Annotated in this window: 12 protein-coding genes; 4 read left to right on the forward strand and 8 right to left on the reverse strand. The window is 36.9% G+C overall.

Going from position 1 to position 13,379, the window contains the following annotated elements:
- Window positions 1-26: 26 nt before the first annotated feature.
- Together OLM56_RS05165 and OLM56_RS05170 are read right to left on the reverse strand one after the other, a co-directional pair.
- Window positions 27-785, reverse strand: a complete 759-nt coding sequence (locus OLM56_RS05165) for a uroporphyrinogen-III synthase (protein ID WP_121376268.1) — start codon at window positions 783-785, stop codon at window positions 27-29.
- 20 nt (window positions 786-805) lie between these two features.
- Window positions 806-1,471 (reverse strand): DUF4271 domain-containing protein, encoded by a 666-nt coding sequence (locus OLM56_RS05170; protein WP_121375977.1) that lies wholly within the window; start codon window positions 1,469-1,471, stop codon window positions 806-808.
- A 149-nt stretch (window positions 1,472-1,620) separates the two neighbouring features.
- Between OLM56_RS05170 and OLM56_RS05175 the strand changes: the two genes are divergently transcribed.
- Genes OLM56_RS05175 through OLM56_RS05185 form a run of 3 tightly spaced genes read left to right on the forward strand, consistent with a single transcriptional unit; the run spans window position 1,621 to window position 4,121 of the window.
- Entirely contained in the window at window positions 1,621-2,346 is a 726-nt protein-coding gene (locus tag OLM56_RS05175; protein WP_264528562.1) for a polyprenol monophosphomannose synthase, read from the forward strand.
- 50 nt (window positions 2,347-2,396) lie between these two features.
- Window positions 2,397-3,737: a dihydroorotase gene (locus OLM56_RS05180; protein WP_264528563.1), complete on the forward strand. Its 1,341-nt coding sequence runs from the start codon at window positions 2,397-2,399 to the stop codon at window positions 3,735-3,737.
- Window positions 3,738-3,746: 9 nt separating this feature from the next.
- A complete protein-coding gene (locus tag OLM56_RS05185) occupies window positions 3,747-4,121 on the forward strand; it encodes a DUF4296 domain-containing protein (protein WP_121375980.1) in 375 nt (124 codons plus the stop codon).
- Here OLM56_RS05185 and OLM56_RS05190 read toward each other — a convergent pair.
- Entirely contained in the window at window positions 4,114-5,106 is a 993-nt protein-coding gene (locus OLM56_RS05190) for an NAD-dependent epimerase/dehydratase family protein (protein ID WP_264528564.1), read from the reverse strand. The genes OLM56_RS05185 and OLM56_RS05190 overlap by 8 nt on opposite strands.
- A 129-nt stretch (window positions 5,107-5,235) precedes the next feature.
- On the opposite strand from OLM56_RS05190, the gene tyrS reads away from it, so the two are divergent.
- Entirely contained in the window at window positions 5,236-6,531 is a 1,296-nt protein-coding gene (gene tyrS, locus OLM56_RS05195; protein WP_264528565.1) for a tyrosine--tRNA ligase, read from the forward strand.
- An 8-nt stretch (window positions 6,532-6,539) separates the two neighbouring features.
- Here the strand turns inward: tyrS and OLM56_RS05200 are convergent, their stop codons facing one another.
- The 5 genes from OLM56_RS05200 to OLM56_RS05220 all read right to left on the reverse strand — a co-directional run bounded on the left by OLM56_RS05200 (window position 6,540) and on the right by OLM56_RS05220 (window position 13,198).
- Window positions 6,540-7,520, reverse strand: a complete 981-nt coding sequence (locus OLM56_RS05200; RefSeq protein WP_182493345.1) for an acyl transferase — start codon at window positions 7,518-7,520, stop codon at window positions 6,540-6,542.
- A 138-nt stretch (window positions 7,521-7,658) separates the two neighbouring features.
- Window positions 7,659-8,552 carry a lamin tail domain-containing protein gene (locus tag OLM56_RS05205; protein ID WP_264528566.1) on the reverse strand — a complete coding sequence of 298 codons (894 nt, stop codon included), beginning with the start codon at window positions 8,550-8,552 and terminating at the stop codon, window positions 7,659-7,661.
- Between the two features lie 113 nt (window positions 8,553-8,665).
- A complete protein-coding gene (locus OLM56_RS05210) occupies window positions 8,666-9,007 on the reverse strand; it encodes a T9SS type A sorting domain-containing protein (protein WP_264528567.1) in 342 nt (113 codons plus the stop codon).
- A 103-nt stretch (window positions 9,008-9,110) separates the two neighbouring features.
- The gene (locus OLM56_RS05215) at window positions 9,111-10,244 is read right to left on the reverse strand and encodes a hypothetical protein (protein WP_264528568.1); all 1,134 of its coding nucleotides are present in this window, start codon (window positions 10,242-10,244) and stop codon (window positions 9,111-9,113) included.
- 209 nt (window positions 10,245-10,453) lie between these two features.
- Window positions 10,454-13,198 carry a TonB-dependent receptor gene (locus OLM56_RS05220; protein WP_264528569.1) on the reverse strand — a complete coding sequence of 915 codons (2,745 nt, stop codon included), beginning with the start codon at window positions 13,196-13,198 and terminating at the stop codon, window positions 10,454-10,456.
- Between the last annotated feature and the right edge of the window lie 181 nt (window positions 13,199-13,379).

Here is a 13,379-nt window from a genome sequence, read left to right on the forward strand (position 1 = left end):
TTTATGTTTAAAAAGAAACAAAAGAATTATTTTCCTTTGTCTTCTTTGTTTGCTTTTGCAATATATTTTTCCAAAGCCATTGTCATGGATGGTGCTTCAGGAGACGGAGCCATGATATCGACTCTTAATCCGTGATCTAAAGCTTCTTTTTGTGTAGTGCTTCCGAAAACAGCAATTCTTGTATTGTTTTGCTCGAAGTCAGGGAAGTTCATGAATAATGATTTGATTCCTGTCGGGCTGAAAAAAGCCAATACATCATAATACACATCTGCTAAATCAGATAAATCGCTCATTACAGTTTTGTAAAAAGTAGCTTGTGTCCAATTAACTTTCAAATTATTCAAAGTCTGCGGCGCATCAGCATTCAATTGGTCTGAAGCTGGCAAAAGGAATTTCTCGTCTTTATACTTTTTGATCAGTGGCGATAAATCAGCAAAATCTTTCTGGCCAACATAAATCTTACGTTTTCTATAAACCACATATTTTTGAAGATAAAAAGCAATAGCTTCAGACTGGCAGAAATATTTTAAATCTTCTGGAATCTTATATCTCATTTCCTCAGCTACTCTGAAAAAGTGATCGATAGAATTTTTGCTTGTTAAGATGATGGCTGTAAAATTGTTCAAGTCAATTTTTTGCTGTCTCACGTCTTTTGCACTAACGCCTTCAACGTGGATAAAAGGCCTGAAATCAATTTTGACTTTGTGCTTTTGCTGCAACTCAAAATATGGAGAATTTTCTACTTTAGGCTCTGGTTGCGAAACCAAAATTGTTTTCACTTTCATAGTTGACATTTTCTTGTGTGCTACCTTTTTGTAAACCAATAATACATGAAATAATAAGGTGCTATTTCAAGTGCGCAAAGATACAAAATAAAATAAAACAACTTGCCAATAATCAAATTTTGATAAATTTTTAAAGAAAGAAGATAAGTAAGGATATTTATTAACAAAATGATAGCAATAAGAAAATATATTAATAAATCTATTGGCGTATCGTTATAAAATAAAATGACATTAATAGGAAGAATACAAAGTCCAATATAGGTTCTGTAGCTTACTTTTTGTAAATTAAACTGCTCGTTAAATTCTTCGACATTAAAAGAAGTGGCTATTATCTTCTCTATCAAATATTTAGAAAGTATAAAAACGCTCAAAAGCGTAACGATTTGTATGTAGGTAATCCAATCGGTTTTTGAAGCATATCCAAAATAACTAAGCATTATCTGAATAAAAAATGCAAAAGAAATCACTTGGACTACAAACAATGAAATCGTAAACCAGTTCATTAAGTTGCCGCTGTCTCTATAAATCTTGATATATTTATCGCTATAGGCCAATCTGGAAAAATCAGAAAAACGGCTTTCAAAAACACCTTTCGTTGCAGCAATAAGTACAAAGCAAAGCACAAAAAGAACGGTTGCCCAATCCTTGCTTTCCAAAATTCTCGGCTGTAAAACGATTTCTAACATGAGGCAAAATTAGTGATTTTTTATTGCTTTCATTTTTATTTTTTAAGCAGCTTGTAGGCAATAAAAATTCAAAAAGGATTCGATTATTATAATTTTATTATGAATCAGCAACCATAAAAAGTTTACTTTTGTCATGAAATTATGCAAATATGAACGACGGCATTGTTATAATTCCCACTTATAACGAAATTGAAAATATCGAGAGCATCATCAGGACTGTGTTTTCTCTGCAGAAGCCGTTTCACGTTTTGATAATTGATGACAATTCCCCAGATCATACCGCAAAAAAAGTGATAGCGCTTCAGGAAGAATATCCTGATAGGCTATTCTTGGAACAACGCAGTAAAAAATCAGGCTTAGGTACAGCCTATGTGCATGGATTCAAATGGGCTTTGGAGCGTGAATATGAATACATTTTTGAAATGGATGCCGATTTTTCGCATAATCCGCATGATTTAGAGAGGCTTTATGATTCTTGCCGTTTTGGAATCTATGATGTCGCAATCGGTTCCCGATATGTCACAGGCGTAAATGTCGTGAACTGGCCTTTGAGTCGCGTATTGCTTTCTTATTTTGCCTCCGTGTATGTTCGGATGATTACAGGAATGGAAATCCAAGATACCACAGCTGGATTTATATGTTACAAAAAAAATGTCTTGAAAAGTATCAATCTTGATAAGATTAAATTTATCGGATATGCTTTCCAGATAGAAATGAAATACAGGGCTTACGCCAAAAAATTTAAAATTGTTGAAGTGCCAATTATTTTCACCGACCGGACGAAAGGACAGTCAAAAATGAGCAACTCAATTATCAAAGAGGCCATTTTCGGTGTAATTGTCTTAAGGATAAAGAAAATATTCAACAGTTTGTAGGTAACTTTGCTTGCTGTTCTAGCAATGCGAAAATAACAAAGAAAGAAGAGATGAAAAGTGTTTTGATTAAGAATGCCAAAATAGTAAACGAAGGAACTATTTTTGAAGGAGACGTTTTAATTGAAAACGAATTTATTGTTGAAATTGCAGAAACGATTAGCGCAAAATCATCGTCAACAAAAATCATCAATGCCGAAGGGAACTACTTGATTCCAGGCGCTATTGACGATCAAGTGCATTTTCGCGAACCAGGCTTGACGCATAAAGGAGATATCGCTTCAGAATCGCGTGCAGCTGTTGCTGGCGGAATTACGTCTTTTATAGAGATGCCGAATACCAATCCTCAATCCACTACGATTGAATTGCTGGAGGAAAAATTTAAGATCGCTTCTGAAAAATCGGTGGCAAATTATTCTTTTATGTTTGGCGGCACTAACGACAATCTGGAAGAAATTTTGAAAGTAAACCCAAAAACCGTAGCGGGACTAAAATTATTCTTAGGCTCTTCAACGGGGAATATGCTGGTGGATAATGAAGAAGTTTTAGAAAAAATATTCGCGAGCACGCCGCTGTTGATTGCTGTGCATTGCGAAGATGAGGAAACCATCAAAAACAATCTGGCAAAATATAAGCAAGAATACGGAGACGATATTCCGATGAAATTCCATCATCTGATCCGAAGCGAAGAAGCGTGTTATATTTCCTCGTCAAAAGCAATCGAATTGGCGAAGAAGACTGGTGCACGCCTGCACGTTTTCCATCTTTCGACAGCAAAAGAAATGAAGCTGTTTACGAATAAGATTCCTTTAGAAGAAAAGAAAATTACTGCCGAAGCTTGTATCCATCATTTGTGGTTTACTAATGAAGATTATGATAAAAAAGGTACATTGATCAAATGGAATCCCGCTGTCAAAACCCAAGCAGATAAAGATGCGCTTTGGGAAGCTTTGCTCGATGACAGGATTGATGTGATTGCTACTGACCATGCGCCACATACGTTAGAAGAAAAGAAAAATCCATATACTTCTGCGCCATCAGGAGGACCGCTAGTACAGCATGCTGTCGTGGCTATGTTCGAGGCCTTCCATCAAGGAAAGATTTCGGTTGAGAAGATCGTTGAAAAAATGGCCCATAATCCAGCTAAGATTTTCAAGATTGAAAAGCGAGGCTTTATCAAAGAAGGGTATTATGCCGATTTGGCTATTGTCAATGCTGGATTGCCTTGGAGCGTGAAAAAAGAAAACATCCTTTACAAATGCGGCTGGTCGCCTTTCGAAGGATTTACCTTTAAATCAAGGATAACACATACCTTTGTGAATGGCGAATTGGTCTATAATAATTTCAAGGTAAAAGATGCTCGTGCTGGAATGCGTTTGGAATTTGATCGTTAAAAGAAGATTATGAAAAAATATTTTTTAGTACTGACTTTGGTCTTCCTTGCGGCATGTAAAAAAGAAGCTGTCGAAAAACCAGAAAATCTTATCCCTAGAGATAAGATGAAAGATATTATCTATGATCTTTCCTTGCTTCAAGCCATAAAAGGCGTTAATCAAGCTGTTTTAGATTCAAACCAGATTGATGCGACTACCTATGTCTATAAAAAATACAAAGTCGATAGCCTTCAGTTTGCCAAAAGCGATCAGTACTATGCCATTGAAAATGTAAAGAATTACAAGAAAATGTATGAAGAGATCAATGACAGGGTCAGAAAAGAAAAGACTCATGCAGATAGTTTGCTTGCCAAAGAAAATGTAACTAAAGAGCTTCCTAAATAGTATCGGAAATCTTCAAGATATACTTGCCAATGTCCTCAAATTCAAAATTGAGGGCATTTTTTATTTTAGAATTATCAAATTGAGATTGCGTATGCAATGCAATGGCAGTAGCCTTAGATAATTGTCTTTTCCTAAAAAAAAGCGTAGCAATCAGCCAGTCTACTCGCCATGCTAGTCCAGTGACCCAAGGCTTTAAATAGATTGATGGCTTTTTCTTGCCCAATGATGTGGCAATAAGATCTGATAAATCGTGATAGGTAATGCTTTTCGTAACTAAAATGAAGCGTTCTTTTTGAATAGGACTTTTCATCAAGCCGTACATCGACCTAGCTACGTCTTCAGCTGTTACAAATCCAGTAGCGCCTTCTGTATAATAGTTGAGTCCTTTTTTTATTCTGTGGAAAATTTCACTGCTGCCGCTTTTCCAAAATCCTGGACCAAGAATGACTCCTGGATTTACGATAACTACGCTCAAGCCTTCCTGCTGACCTCTCCAGACTTCCATTTCGGCTCCGAATTTTGAGATCGCATAATCGCTGCGTGATATTTCCGGATTCCATTCGGTTTCTTCCGTGATAATGGTTTCATGCTCCTGCAGATCTCCGAGCGCAGCAATAGAGCTGACATGGCAGAGTTTTTTTACTTGTTTTGCCAAGCAAAAGTTGACAATATTTGCTGTGCCTTCAATGTTTGTCTTTCGCATCTGTTCTTCATCATCAGGATCAAAAGAAATAAATGCGGCACAATGATAAACATAGTCTATAGTTTCAAATGCCCTTTCTAGAGAAGGAATATCGGTTATGTCGCCTTCTGCCCAATTTATTTTCTCGAAAAGAGAAGACTGCTTTTTCCATTCAAAAAAAGACTTCGTATTTTGGATGTTTTCTTTATTCCGATATAAGGCGCGAACTTCTTCTCCATTTTCAAGGAGATGAAGCACTAGGTGTGAACCTACTAATCCGGTAGCGCCTGTTACTAAAACCATAAATGCAAATATAAGGAGATTGTCCGATTTTAAGTCAAAATAAATTTCGCAACTAAATTAGAATTGAAGCCCTTTCTAATTTTCTAATTATCTCAATACCCTTATCTTTGCGCAAATTAGTAGAAAAAAATGAAAAATTTAGTTGAAGAATTAAAGTGGAGAGGGTTGTACCATGACAGCATGCCGGGAACCGAAGAACAATTGCTTAAAGAAGTTACGACGGCTTATATTGGATTTGACCCGACCGCTGACTCACTGCATATCGGCAGCATGGTTCAGATTATCCTTTTAGTTCATCTAAAGAATTTTGGACATCAGCCTATTGCATTGGTAGGAGGTGCTACGGGAATGATTGGAGATCCTTCAGGGAAATCAGACGAAAGGAATTTGCTGAATGAAGAAACGCTGGCTAAAAATGTAGCGGGAATCAAAAGTGTCTTGTCTCGTTTCCTAGATTTTAATGCTGCGGATAAAAACGCTCCGGTAATGGTGAATAACTACGACTGGATGAAAGACTTTTCATTTATCGATTTTGCTCGTGAAGTTGGAAAGCGTATCACGGTGAATTATATGATGGCAAAGGATTCTGTGAAAAAAAGATTCAGCGTTGAAGGCGAGGGAATGTCATTTACAGAGTTTACTTACCAGCTAATCCAAGGGTATGATTTCTATCATTTATATAAAAATTACAACTGCCTTTTGCAGATGGGAGGCTCTGACCAATGGGGAAATATCACCACTGGAACAGAACTCGTTCGAAGAATGGGTGGCGAAAATGCCAAGGCTTACGCATTGACGACTCCGTTGATCACTAAGGCAGATGGTTCAAAATTCGGAAAATCAGAAGGAGGCAATATCTGGCTGGATGCCGATAAGACTTCGGTATATAAATTCTACCAATTCTGGGTTAATACGACTGATGTTGATGCGGAAAAATACATCAAGATTTTTACGTTTTTAGATAAAGACACGATAGAAGCGTTAATCGAAGAACACCGACAAGCGCCGCATTTGAGAGTCCTTCAGAAAAAACTAGCAGAAGAAATTACAATTTTTGTACATAGCAAAGATGAATTAGAAAAAGCGATCCAAGCCTCAAATATTTTGTTTGGAAATGCTACTTCTGAAGACTTAAAGCAATTGGACGGAGCTACTTTCTTAGAAGTTTTTGATGGCGTTCCTCAAGCTGAAGTAGCCAAAGAAGACATCGAAAAAGGAATCGATATCGTTTCTGTATTGAATGAGAAAACAGGCTTTTTGAAGTCAAATGGCGAAGCAAGAAGAGCTTTGTCAGAGAATTCAATTTCTGTAAATAGAGAAAAAGTGACGGAAGAATTCAGCCTTTCGACAAAAGATTTGATCAATGATCAATTTGTATTATTACAACGCGGAAAGAAAAATTATTTTATCGTAAGAGCGGTTTAAGTAAGTTTTTACAGCACCATCAGGTTGCAGCCTCGAATATCAGAATTATCAAAACGGCCCAATACTTCGAAGGAATTGTTGGGCTGTTTTTTGCCCAAATCTTGCGTGGCGATAAAAGAGCAAGAATTGATATTGGCCAGATCAATTACGTTGATTCCTCCTGTTTTTCCATTTCCAACATACGATAAGGCATCTTCGGTATCGCGAATGAGTATCTGCATCCAGTTCGGGCATTCAAAAACTCCGTTTCCGAGCGAATAAGCTTGCGAAAGAAGTTCTGTCATTCCGTATTCAGAATGGATGGCTTCTACTCCAAAACCTTTGCAGAGCAGCTCATGGAGCTCTTCCCGGATCATTTCCTTACGTTTTCCTTTCATGCCTCCAGTTTCCATGATAATCGTATTTTTTAACTGGAAATTCTGCTTTTCGATTAAATCTAATAAGGCATAGGTCACTCCGATCAAAATAATATTTTCTCCGGCAGCATCTAATTCGAGTAGCTTTTGAATCAATTCGTCATAGTTGTTGAGGTAAAAACCGCTTTCCGGATGATTGGATAATTTGATGAGGTCGTCGACCATGTAAATCAAAGAAGAACCTTCTCGGTCCAAATAGGAGGGAAGCAGAGCCAGTACAGCATAATTTTCAATATTTCCGTAGAATTGCGAAAAGCCTTTTCTATAACTTTCTTCGTATAATGAGATATCCGTAACCAAATGCCTGCTGGTTGTCATTCCGGTCGTGCCAGAGCTGGTGAACGTTTCCTGGATTTTCTCTTGGGAAGAAAGAACCTCATGGCTTTTGAAAAACTGTATCGGTAAAAAAGGAATCTGCTCGATTGATTTTACCTGCTGTTTTTCTACATTCAGAAACTGGCAGAATTCGCGATAGACGCTGTTATTTTCATATTGGAATCGGAACACTTTTAGGGCTATTTTCTCAAACTGCTTGTTGTTGGAAATGCTGAATATGTCGGATGCTGGAATCAAAGGAAATTATTTTTAGCAAAGGTAATTCATTTTTAAAAAATAATCCGATACGTTTTATTTGCTGATTGAACTTGCCAAAAAGCTGAAAATAAAAAAGCATCCCAATTGGGATGCTATTAAATATTTTGAAAGAACTAATTACTTGATAACTAATTTTCTAGTAGCTGTTTTTCCTTCTTCTGTAATCTTAACGATATAAACACCACCTTTTAGGTTAGAAACGTTTACTGACTCAGTAGCAGTAGTATTTACTACTTGTTTTCCTAAAACATCGTAGATAGCAACTGTTTTTTCAACATTCGAATCTGTAGTGATGAATAATTTTCCGTTAGTTACTGGGTTTGGATATACTTTTAGGCCAGCGATAGTATTTTCGTTAACACCTAATGAACATGTGTTAGTTGCAGATGCAGAGTTTCTAGGAGTTGGTGCAGCAACTGTGAAATCAGCAGCATTATCATTTGTGTCTGTACAACCATTGTTGTTTCTGATTGCAGCTGTAGAATTTGTTAATGCAGCAGTCGCAGCAGATCCTTCAAAACCAGTTGCACTACCATATCCTACTTTGTCAATTATTTGAGCACCAGTTGGATTAGCAGTAGTTTCAGCAACCGTTGTGTTTACTAAGATAACTTTACCGTTAGTACCAGACATTGCAAAGCCAGCCTGTGGAGTCGGGCTTGCCCCACCAGAAACAGTACAGCCACATGTAACACCATCTAAATCTGGCGTTGGCAAAGCTAAAACCGGAGTTGTTCCAGCAGCTTGCTGAATTAAATAATATTTTCCAGGTTGTATTGTAACGTTTGGAAGGGTTTGAACGGCCCATGATGTACCTGCAGCAGAAGCATACTGAACAGACCAACCGTTTAAACTTTGAGCAGCTGTTCCTCTGTTGTATAATTCAATAAAGTCGTTCGTGTACGTTGCTCCATTATTTCCGCCTCCACCATAAACTTGGCTAATAACTACTTGTGCAGAAGCCGAAACTGATACAAAAGCAACAGATAATAAAATGTAAAGTTTTTTCATGTTAACTTGTTTTTTTGTTATAAAAATATAGTGCAAAGATAGGAACTATTTGTCAGAGACAAAAATATCTGTGTAAATTTATGGTTAAATGTAAGAAATCAGAAAAGTGGCAACTATTTGACTATTAGTTTTCTAGTGGCAGTAGCTTCGCCTTCCTTTATTTTTATGATATAAACTCCTGGAGAAAGAGAAGAAACATTCAACTCTTTTGAGGTCATGACAGCCTGCAAAACTTTCTTGCCTAATACGTCATAAATGGCAATTTCTTTGTTTGAGGTTGACTTTGAAGTAATATAAATCTTACCATTGCTCACCGGGTTTGGATAGAAGTTCAAACCTTCAATGGCTGTCTCCTGCATTCTCCCGTTAGCGGAAGTTCTTGTCTCCTGAGCTGAAAGGCTTGCAGAGAAAAGGAACAGGAAGAAAATGATAGTATAAAAGTATTTTTTTGTCATTGCCTAGATTTGGTAGTGTAAATATATAAAAGATATTTCAATTATTATACCAAAAAAAATGCCTTTCTAATGAAAGGCATTTTTGTCATATTTTTTTATTGAATTATAGACCCATCCAGTTCATCCAGCTTGGCTTAGTAGCTCCATTTCCAGCTCCTGTAGCAGTAGTGGTAGCATTGAAACCTGCTGCCATGTTGCTAGGTGTAGTTACATCAGTGATTGTGATGTTCGCTAACGGATGTGCTGTGAAATAATTTTGAGAGTCAGTACCGTCAAAGTTAATTCCAAAACCAGATCCTGAAGCAGTACTGTTAAAGTTAGCAATATAAGCGTTAGTGATAGTAGCGTAAGTTCCTCTTCTCAACCACATTCCTGCTTCTTTAGCAACATCTGCAGTACCTCTACCAATAAGTGTAATGTTGCTGATTGTTGGGTTAGAGATTGGAGCCAAAAGCGGGTTAGTTTGGTTGTTATCAGCTTCTAAACCACGGCTGTCAGCTGAAAGACCTGTAGCAGAAGATTGGTCAGAGTATAAGTTAGAAACAGTTCCGTTCCATCCTTCAGTCCAGTCAAAAGAATCATCTTGACATCCGATTGCAGCTAAGTTTGTAGCGTTTACAGAACCACCAAACCACTCAAAACCGTCATCAGAACCTTGATACACTAAAATGTTGTTTACAGTTGTTCCTGAACCAACAGCATAGAAAGTAACTCCATTGAATTCTGCATCCTCGTTGATCAAGTTTCCAGAATATTCTACGATAATGTGAGAAAGAACACCAGAGTTGTCAGCAGGATTAGAACCTCCGTAAGTCAAACCTGTAACCTCTGCAGTTACGTTTGTTCCTAAATTTGTTATTGCATTACCACAAATTACAATTCCTCCCCAATCTTGTGGTGCTGGATTTGCACTGTTAGAAGTAAATAAGATTGGATTAGCAGCAGTTCCTTGAGCAATGATCTTAGCTCCTTTTTCAATTCCTAAGAAAGCAACTTCTTCGAATGCAGCATCAGCCTCGATTCTTGTTCCAGCTGGTATTGTTAATGTAACACCTGGCTTAACATAAGTAGAGCCTCTTAAAGTATAAACTGTCTCTGCATTAAGTGTCATGTCTTGCGTAATGTTGCCACTCAAGACGCCTGTTGCTGGAACATCTGGTCCGTCGTTGCTGTCATCGCTTGAACAACTTGTAAAAAGTGTACCTAAAATAGCTAGGCTAAATACTAATTTTTTCATTTTCTAAAGTAATTATGTTGTTTATATTTAGTAGTGCAAATATGGCGAGAGGGATTATTAATCTAGTTAAGTGAGTATTATCTAATCTTTATTTTAAGATGGCGTTATTGTAAATTTAATGTTACTCAATATTCAGGGAATCAGATATTCTAAACTAAAAAAGGCAGCCCGTAGAAGGACTGCCTTTTTTTTATGATGAAGATTCTTTTTTAGAATAAATTGTATTTGATTCCCAAGCTGAAATCAAGGCCTGTTTTATAAGAGTAAGTAGTAACATCTCCTTCGGCATTTTCTTGGTATCTTTCAATTTTACTGTCTAAAAGGTTTTTGACATTGAAGCTAATGTTCAAACGATCGCCAATAGCAGCACTTGAAATTAAATTAAGAGTCGGGATACCTTTCTCCATTACGTTTCCTCCCGTCTGGATGTTTCCTAAAGAGTAAATCCTGTCATGGAAATAGTTTCCAACCAATGAGATTGTCGGTTTGAATGTGCCGCCTTCAATTCTATAAGTAATATCTGCATTTACCAAAAGAGGAGATGCGCCTTGCAGTCCGTCTTTTGTATCGTTAAAGCTAACACTGATCGTATTGTTTGTTTCAGCAGCAACTTTATCTGAATCTAGTTTTTGCTCAGAATACATATACGTGAAATTGAAACCAGCTGACAGGTTTTGTTTGTCTTCAACGTTCCAGATATTTTTTCTGACTTCAAATTCAGCTCCAACAACAAAGGCATTGTCACCAGCATTCACGAAAGTATTGTCATTCAAAGCAGAATTCAATCTCGCTTTACTGATAGGGTCGATTATGTATTTTCCAAAACCGGTAATAGAAAACAATTCGTCTTTGCTAGGGAACATTTCCCATTTGATATCAAAATTGTAATTGTCTGACGGATTCAAGAAGGCGTTACCTACGGTGCTTTCTCCAACTACTTCAAATCTGAAAGGTGCTTTTTCGATAAATTGTGGCAATGTGTATGTTTTACTTACCACGGCACGAAGATTTTGTTTGTCGTTTAAGCTGTATTTCAAGGTAGCTACAGGAAGAATATACAATTCGTCGATTTTCGCATCATTGAAATTTACGTTTGGTAATGAGATGTTTGTATCCCATTCCATTTCCTGCAATACTTTTTCAGCTCTAACGCCAATAGTATACGTCAGTTTTTCTGATGGAGAATATTCAAAATTAACCAATCCAGAATGAATGTCTAAGTCTGCTGAATACGTAAAAGGCTTAAGGCTTCCTGCATTTCTTGAAGTCAAGATTTTGAAAGTATTGTTGATGTTTGTTGAATTAGACTGATTGTCTGCATTCAAGAAATCATCAATTGTATTCGCTGTTGTAGGAACGCTTCCGTTGATTCTGAAGTTGAACTGTGTTGCTTCAAAATCTCTTGTTTTCATTTTTCCATTATATCCAAAAGAAAGTTTTCCTTTGTAGTCTTCGCCTTCACCTTTGAAAAGTTTGTATGAAAAAACAGCTTTTGCCGCAATTTCATTTTCTTCAAGCGATTGGAAATATCGGTTATTTGTTGATTGTGAATTCGTGTTGAATGTAAATCCGTTAGCTCCTTCAAGCAAAGTACTTGTAATCCTGTCTGGCATGTCAGAATTTACCATTCCATAAGATCCGCCCCAGTTTAGCTCTAGCCTTTCAGTAAGAACATCTCTTCCTAAAAGCTGGTTTACAAATAATTTATTTTGCTCGGTGATAGTTTGTCTTGTGAAACTGTTTGTGCCATTTTCATTAAAAAAGTCGTATTCATTCACATCGCTTTTAGATGAGTTGACAAAAACACTGTTTAATTTCAAGTTGTGGTTTGAATTTATCTTGTAGGCAAGATTTACCATTCCGGTTGTCTTTGTGCCATATTCAAACTTGTTCACGTTATAGAAATCTTCAATTACGTTATCATTGGTATTTCCTATATTTCTTTGAGATCCTTTTTTAAGGCCATAACCATTTTCAAAAGAAGCGGTTGCGAAAATGCTCAATTTGCTTTCTTCTCCAATATCAAAACTTGTTCCTCCAGAAATTCCAAAGTTTATGTCAGCAGGATGGTTTTCTGAATTCGGAACCCATTTGTTTTGGAATTGGTATGCATTGATGTTGTTCGGTTTTCTTACATTATAAAAACCAGTTTTTTCAATTCCATCGGCAACCTTAAAATTAGAATTGAATGCATTGTTGTTTAAGCCGCTTCCAATTTCAATATTTAATTTTCCTTTTCCGTTGTGTTCCTTTGAAACGATGTTGATGTTCGCACCTCCAACATCTCCATAAGAATCTGTATAATAGGTTTTGCTAACTCCTACCGATTGGATTACATCTGTAGAGAATAAGTCCAATGCCACGTTTTTGTTTGTCGGCTCGTTTGAAGGTAATGGAAGTCCGTTTAAAGTCGTGCTGTTGTATCTGTCTCCCAATCCGCGTACAAAAATACCGCTGCTTCCTTCTTGTTTAGAAATTCCGGTAACTTTGGTTACTGCAGCTGCGGCGTCACTTACACCTTTACGGGCTAATTCCTGAGCCCCGATGCTTTGAGTGATGGTTACTGCTTTTTGCTGCTCTAAAAGCAAGGCCGCTTCTTTTTCGCGACTTTGTACCGACTCAATCACAACGTCTTCAAGCGTTACGCTTCCAGAACTTAGCGCTTTGTTTATTGTTTTTGTTTCTCCTTCTTTGATGCTTACGCTTTCTTCTTGCGAATCATACCCTAAAAAAGCAAAAACCAAAACATAATTTCCCGGCTTTACAGTTAAAGTATACTTTCCGTCGATGTTTGTCTGGGCCGAAGTAGTAGTTCCTTTAACCGTGACTGTTGCGAAAGGCAACGTTTCGTTATTCAAATCTTTATCAGTAATTACTCCTGAAATCGTACCTTTGCTTTGTGCAAAACCAAGAGTGCTAAGCAATAAAGTGATGAATAATAGTTTAATTTTCATTTGTGTGATGTTTAAATTTGGCGCAAAGGAACGCTCGTTTTGTAAAGATGATGTTACTGACTTGTTACTATTAAGTTTCAAGAACTTTACTAAATTGTTACGATATTAAATTACCGTTAACACATATAATCCTTTTGTTTTATATTTACATTTACAACCGCTAAACGCATAATTTTTCCCA

Source organism: Flavobacterium sp. N2550, assembly GCF_025947265.1.
Classification (GTDB): Bacteria; Bacteroidota; Bacteroidia; order Flavobacteriales; family Flavobacteriaceae; genus Flavobacterium; species Flavobacterium endophyticum.

What these genes read in the sequence shown, in the direction of transcription:
- OLM56_RS05165 (WP_121376268.1), bottom strand. Translation starts at nt 785, where the DNA reads ATGAAAGTGAAAACAATTTTGGTTTCGCAACCAGAGCCTAAAGTAGAA.
- OLM56_RS05170 (WP_121375977.1), bottom strand. Translation starts at nt 1,471, where the DNA reads ATGTTAGAAATCGTTTTACAGCCGAGAATTTTGGAAAGCAAGGATTGG.
- OLM56_RS05175 (WP_264528562.1), top strand. Translation starts at nt 1,621, where the DNA reads ATGAACGACGGCATTGTTATAATTCCCACTTATAACGAAATTGAAAAT.
- OLM56_RS05180 (WP_264528563.1), top strand. Translation starts at nt 2,397, where the DNA reads ATGAAAAGTGTTTTGATTAAGAATGCCAAAATAGTAAACGAAGGAACT.
- OLM56_RS05185 (WP_121375980.1), top strand. Translation starts at nt 3,747, where the DNA reads ATGAAAAAATATTTTTTAGTACTGACTTTGGTCTTCCTTGCGGCATGT.
- OLM56_RS05190 (WP_264528564.1), bottom strand. Translation starts at nt 5,106, where the DNA reads ATGGTTTTAGTAACAGGCGCTACCGGATTAGTAGGTTCACACCTAGTG.
- tyrS (WP_264528565.1), top strand. Translation starts at nt 5,236, where the DNA reads ATGAAAAATTTAGTTGAAGAATTAAAGTGGAGAGGGTTGTACCATGAC.
- OLM56_RS05205 (WP_264528566.1), bottom strand. Translation starts at nt 8,552, where the DNA reads ATGAAAAAACTTTACATTTTATTATCTGTTGCTTTTGTATCAGTTTCG.
- OLM56_RS05210 (WP_264528567.1), bottom strand. Translation starts at nt 9,007, where the DNA reads ATGACAAAAAAATACTTTTATACTATCATTTTCTTCCTGTTCCTTTTC.
- OLM56_RS05215 (WP_264528568.1), bottom strand. Translation starts at nt 10,244, where the DNA reads ATGAAAAAATTAGTATTTAGCCTAGCTATTTTAGGTACACTTTTTACA.
- OLM56_RS05220 (WP_264528569.1), bottom strand. Translation starts at nt 13,198, where the DNA reads ATGAAAATTAAACTATTATTCATCACTTTATTGCTTAGCACTCTTGGT.